Origin of the sequence: Enterocloster sp. 210928-DFI.2.20, assembly GCF_020554465.1 — a bacterium.
GTDB classification, from domain to species: Bacteria; Bacillota; Clostridia; order Lachnospirales; family Lachnospiraceae; genus Enterocloster; species Enterocloster bolteae.
This window is the reverse complement of sequence record NZ_JAJCHK010000068.1, coordinates 1-5898: the sequence shown is the minus strand read 5'-3', so window position 1 is coordinate 5898 and position 5898 is coordinate 1. Positions and strand designations below refer to the sequence as shown.

Here is a 5898-nt window from a genome sequence, read left to right as displayed (position 1 = left end):
AGATTTTAAGCCTGCTGGCATAATCCCCGGATACCCTGTTAAAAACCATGGACACACCATTGCTGGTCTTAAGCCGGTCAAAGTTAATCGTGATGGATGGTGGCTTGTCAAACACACCGTCCTGCCTGCTTAGGGCCGTACTGATATACCCGTTCTGGCCACCAGGGATTATATCTGGGGTATTGGCATATGTTCCGTCCATCTTGGCGTATCTGGGCAGGCAATAAGCATAGGGCGGCATATTCTGCTCATAGCTTGTCAGGTCATCTACCGCTGAATACGGCTGCTGCCCGTTCGTTTCCACTCTTGCGTCCCATCTCAAACCTTACCGCCTCCTCTGTGGTTCCATGGCTGTGAAATTGAGGGACAGGCCATCCAATCCCCAAATATTTTTACCTCGCCTTATTCTAAGCTTATCCTTCCCCTGGGTGATATAGGCTTGGAAGGTCAATGTCTCCTGACCATAGGGGAAGGTCATCTCATGACTCGCATAATTCGGATCCGAAACGGCATCATAGAACGCATCATACGCTGCCAGGTCTTCCGTCTTAGGGTATACCTTCATCGTGTAGTTGTAGAAAGTCCCTATGATATCCCGGTCCATGGCATAGTCCAATGTACGTCCGGACTGTTCCGTATCAGTCACCGCAAAACTGCGTTCCAGAGAATCCTTCTCTACCTCAACGTTGTACACCTTTCCATCCAGCAAAAATACACTGTCCATATCAGCCTCCTACAATTACCAGGCTTACACCTTTGCGCGCAGCCTCTTTGTCCAGTTCCGGTTTCAGCATCCGGGCCAGCGCAGCCAGGTTCCCGGTCAGGTTCAGCACAATCTGTACTGGCTTATTCCCTTCCGCCTGCAGGCGGCTTATCATTTCTTCCATCTTGCCTATCAGGTAGCCCATGGCTTCCTCCTGGCCATAACCTGCCATATTCCTCATGCTGGAGGACATTTCCCCAGCTCTTGGTGGCACAATGGTTCCACTGGCCATCCTGGGCAGGTATGATGCTGCATTCGGGATATTAATACCGATTGGCAGCTGCACATTTACACCGTCAAACACGTCCAGGACGCCATCCAGCCATTTCTGAACCGTGCTTCGGGATGATGATGCCATAGCACTGATGCCATCGTTAAATCCACGCACAACGTACTCTGCTATGCTGTAAAACTCCCTAGACGGAGAGTTGATATCAAATTCTTCTTCCGCTGCTTCCATGGCCTCGCGAGCCCATTTGCGGATTGCGTTCTTAGCCATGTACGCAAAGTCAGATATTCCGTTCGCGAAGCCTTCGTTGATGCGTCTGGCCATATTGTAAAAGGCCGCATACATGCCACCGGTCCCTTCAGGATTGCTGTCTCCCCAGAACCACTCCCGCACATTTTTAGCCCAGGCTTCCATTGGTGCCTGTGTTTCCGTGTGACTTCCTTCAATCTTGACCTTGAATGCCTGGATAATAAGGTCTGCAAACTTTGTCCAGGACAGTTCATTGACTCCCTGGGCTTCATCCGCGCCCACAAACCACTTCCGGACATTCTCCGCCCAGGTCTGCATGACCGTTTGGGACTTCGTATAGTTCTTGCTGACCGAATTGTTAAACCCGGACAGGATGCTTGTTGCCCACTGCCTGGCCTCCGTAGAGTCTCCGGTACTGATACCAAACTTATTAGAGAACCAGCTGGCCACACCCGACGCCCAGGACTGAACCACGCTCTGGGAAGCTGCCTGCTCATTGGTAACGCCCTGATTGAATCCGGCCACGGTATTAGAACCGATGCTGGCCAGCACGGTTGACGGACTGTGAATGCCCAGCAGGCTCTTGATGCCATTCACGAACGGGTCTGTGATGTTGGCTTTAATGAATGCTCCTGGGTCAGAAAAGAATTCCTTGACGCCCTCACAGAAACCTTCCCAAAGGTATTGTCCCATACCGGCCATGACGGTTGACGGGCTGTGGATTCCAAAACCTGCCTTCACGCCATTGATGAATGGATCCACCACGTTGGTCTTAATCCAGGAGACTACCCCCTTGGCAGCATCTACAATCCCCTTTAGCATTCCCTCCCATACATCACCACCACATTCCTCTATCTTTCCGTTAAAATAGTCCTTTGCTTTTGCAAATCCGTCTGCTATCAGAGTACCGATAAAGTTAGCCAAGGCTCCAAAAGCAACACCCAACGCAGAATATAACAGCGTATAAATTTTCCCTGCAAGGCCAATCCAGTCCACCGCCTCAATACAGTCAACAATGCCCTGCACAAAAGATGCCCAGTCTGTCTGTTGCACTGCGGTTATCAAGAAGTCAAGGATTCCAATTACAAATGTGCTTAGGGCCTCACCTGCCTGCGCCCACTGGAAGGTCTGGAAAAATGAGCTGATACCCGTTGCCACGTTATTGCCAAATTCTGTCCAGTCAAACGTGGACGCGAATTCAAGGAGCAGAGCAAATGCGCCGTTAAGCCCAGCCGCCATAAGATAACCGAACTGTCCCCAGTCAATTGCTCCTGTAATGCCCATTAGGCATGTGGCCAGGGCAGCTCCAATGGCTCCCCAGTCCGTGCCAATAATAAATCCCAAAAGGCCGGATATCTGCGCCTGGAAGTATGCTCCAATGGTTGCTCCCACAAGATTCCAGTCTACGGTATCAACCATCCCCATAAGACTCTGGGACAGGGCATTTCCCAGCATGAGCCAATCAATTTGTGTCAGCAGCAAGTACAAAGTATTGGCCAGGGTATTAATTCCCGTCCCCATCATAATACCAATTGCATACCAGTCAATCGTGGCAACCAGGCTGTTGAGCATGGTCGTAAACGCCGTTATGAAAGCCGTTATCTGCGCCCCGACATTATCCCAACTGATAAATTCCGTAAATTTCTGTACTGCCTCATTGATTTTCTCACCAATGAGTTTTCCAATTCCTTCCCAGTCCCCAGCTGCAAACATTTCTTTCAGCTTGTTGGCAAAGTCGCTGATTCCCTTGTCTATACCGACAGTTTCAAACATGTCTGAGGGGCTGGCACCGCCGCCCCCGCCTCCGGAGGCATCCGCGCCCTGCTGTTGTATCTGTACAAGGTCATCAAATGGAGCGAGTGCCTTTTTTGCATCCTTGCCGGCCTTGCTTGCAGCTCCTCCTGTTTTTTTAAGACTGGCCGCATAATCTTCATTGGCCTTTTTTGCCCGGATGTATGTGCTCCCGCCTCCCAGCGCAGAAAAAAACTGGTTGATATATCCCACTGCCGTTGCCAGGAGATTAATCAAAGTATTAAGTACCGGAGCCACATAGGACAGAATGGGTGCGAACGCCGCCGCAAAACTATTTTTAAGGTAGGTCATGTTGGTCATCAGACCAGACATAGACTGGTTTGCACGGTCCGAATACTGCACCAGGTTCTGCATACCTTCCTTCACACCCTGTATGGCCGCCCTCATGGCCATGCGGATGAGCATGAGCTTGAACATATTAGACAGCTTCAGAATGCTCTTGCTGACGTTATTGGAAGACTTCCCCAGTCCTTTCAAGCTGGATACTGCCTGTTTAGCCTTATTGGCCAGACCTCGACCAATACTTTTTGCAAAGTTACCAACCGCGCTTGCAGCTTTTAAAAATGCGGATTGCGTTGTTTTGGAAAACTTTCTTGTTTCACGTCCGGTATCTGTCAGTGATTTCTGATAGTCTTTTAATACCGAATTAATCTGAGCAATTTCAGCAGCATTACTGTCATACTCCACATGCCCCAGGCCGATACCCTCTGATTGCAGCTCCTTCTGTCGTTCTTTTAATTCTTGTAGGCGCTTACTTAATTCTACGATTTTCTCATTAGCCACCCCGGCTTCCTGCTCGATTTCATCGCCATTAAGTGCCGCGCCTGCCTGGGAACCATATTCCTGGACTGCCTCGGACCAGTTGTGGATTTCTGCCGCCGCCTCCCCAAATACAGCTGCCATAGCTTTAGGATCATACCCCATTGATTCGGCACTGTTAGGAACTGCATACGCTTCTATTGGGGTGGTCTCTACTGCTTCAATATCTTGCACATGGAGTTGCTCTATCTGCTGTTTCAGTTCCTGGGCTTCCAGGTCCATCTTGTTCAAAGCAGCGGCCCCCTGTTCACCATACTGCTCAACTGCCTCCGCATAATTATGTATTTCAGCCGCTTCCTCTCCAAAGACTGCAGCCATAGCCTTTGGGTCGTAATTAAGTGATTCCGGGTTTGTTGATACAGCCACAGCTTCCACAGGTTCTGTATCAGCGGCCTCCATAGCCTGGACACGAATGGCGTCCATCTGCTCCTGCAGACGTTTCACGTCCTTCAATGACCCGTCAGCGGATTCCCCAATGGATTCAACTGCATCCGATGCCTCTCCCGCACTCTGGGCAGTTTTTGTTATCGCCTGTCCTGCTCCATTGAACCGGCTCAAGATGTTAGATGATAGACGGTTTACTGCGCCCGTCAGCCTGTCCATTGCTTTTGACAATGTGGATATTCCTTCTTCAAATCCTTCTACGTTAATTTTTGTATCAAATTTCAGGCTTCCATCTGCTGCCATACCATCACCTCCTGTACAGGCATAAAAATAAGACGCCCATACAGCGTCCTAACCTAATAAATTATTCCAGTAATCAATCTCCGCCTGCTCCTCCTCGGTATACCGTTTCCTGATATCACAGAGTCTGCGGTTATTCCGGTAAAACTCCTGCTCCCACTTCTCCAGCTTCTTTCCCTTTGCCTTCTTCTGACGGATTCCTAAAATTGTGGAAAATGTCCCTTCCTCAATCTCCATAAAATATCCCGAAAATGTCCACCAGTGTATATATTGGGTTGCTCTGGTCTCCATTCCGGCCACTTTGTTGATGGCAGGGAACAAAATGGGTTCGTCCTGCTCCCAGTCCATCACCTTCCTGGCCGGCTTCTTATCGTCATCCTCCTGGCCGCAGTCCACAAACCACTTGGCCTGTAGGATAGCCTCCTCCAAATGTTCCTGCGGTATCTGGCTAAAACCATCCCGGTATAGTCGCTTCATCAAGATTTCCAGTTTTTCTGCAGGTGAAAGCTCCGGGTCGGAACAGGCCGCCAGGAAAACCAGTATGTTCCGGTAATCGGTTTCAATGGGATAGCTTACCCCGCCCACGTCAAGGCTGGTTGGCAGCTGGCCAATCATTTCCCTATATCCTCCAGATACTTCCTGGACTTTTCCCGGTTCTTCCTGGCATACTCCTCGACAGCGGGCTTCATCAGCACAAGCAGGCCCTCCAGCACCCCTTCATACAGGTATTTCTGGCCAACAATACAGAGAGGGGACTGACCGGCAAATATCGTGTCATATACATCCGACAGAAAGATGCCATTGAACGCCTTACGCATTTCTCCGGAAAACTCAGCCACGTATGCACCGTCCCTTTCCATATCGCTTTTAGGGGTTCCATCTGGATTCAGTTCAATCCCCTCTGGGGGACTGTAATCCTTAAAATGTCTCTGTACATCCAGCACACGGTTGATGATTTCCGGGTCCGCCGGGTTGAACCGGATAATCCGCGTCGGGTCGTCATTTACCGCGAAGCTCTCATAGCCATCATCAAACAACAGGCTCTTCATTTTTTTTGCCATCTTGTTTTACCTCCTCTTTGACTTCTGCCAGCGGCACAGCCGCCGCCGGCTCCGTTCTTCATGCATCTGCTGTAAATGTCTTTGTAGCAAGTACAAACTTACCCTTAACCCTGTTTCCAGTATGGTGCACATTAAACGGAATCTGGTACCCAGTGGTATCTCCACCATAGCTGGATACCTCAATGATTGCATCTTCCTTATAGGCCACATAGGTGCCATCCGCTGCTTCAACTGGTTCCCACAGATGTACTTCCACCACACTGGTCTTAAGGTCATCCAGG

Annotated in this window: 4 protein-coding genes and 2 pseudogenes; all 6 read right to left on the bottom strand. The window is 49.9% G+C overall.

The annotated features are described in order from the left end of the window. Nucleotides 1-322: pseudogene (locus LI015_RS27655) on the bottom strand (hypothetical protein); the annotation flags it as partial. Between the two features lie 3 nt (nt 323-325). After that, the gene (locus LI015_RS27650; RefSeq protein ID WP_002566819.1) at nt 326-724 is read right to left on the bottom strand and encodes a hypothetical protein; all 399 of its coding nucleotides are present in this window, start codon (nt 722-724) and stop codon (nt 326-328) included. A 1-nt stretch (nt 725) separates the two neighbouring features. Further along, nucleotides 726-4559: a hypothetical protein gene (locus tag LI015_RS27645; protein WP_227126753.1), complete on the bottom strand. Its 3834-nt coding sequence runs from the start codon at nt 4557-4559 to the stop codon at nt 726-728. 48 nt (nt 4560-4607) lie between these two features. Further along, entirely contained in the window at nt 4608-5171 is a 564-nt protein-coding gene (locus LI015_RS27640; RefSeq protein ID WP_002566821.1) for a Gp15 family bacteriophage protein, read from the bottom strand. After that, entirely contained in the window at nt 5168-5617 is a 450-nt protein-coding gene (locus LI015_RS27635) for a hypothetical protein (protein WP_002566822.1), read from the bottom strand. Before LI015_RS27635 ends, LI015_RS27640 begins: the two co-directional genes overlap by 4 nt. Before the next feature lie 58 nt (nt 5618-5675). Next, nucleotides 5676-5898, bottom strand: a pseudogene (locus LI015_RS27630) (hypothetical protein); the annotation flags it as partial.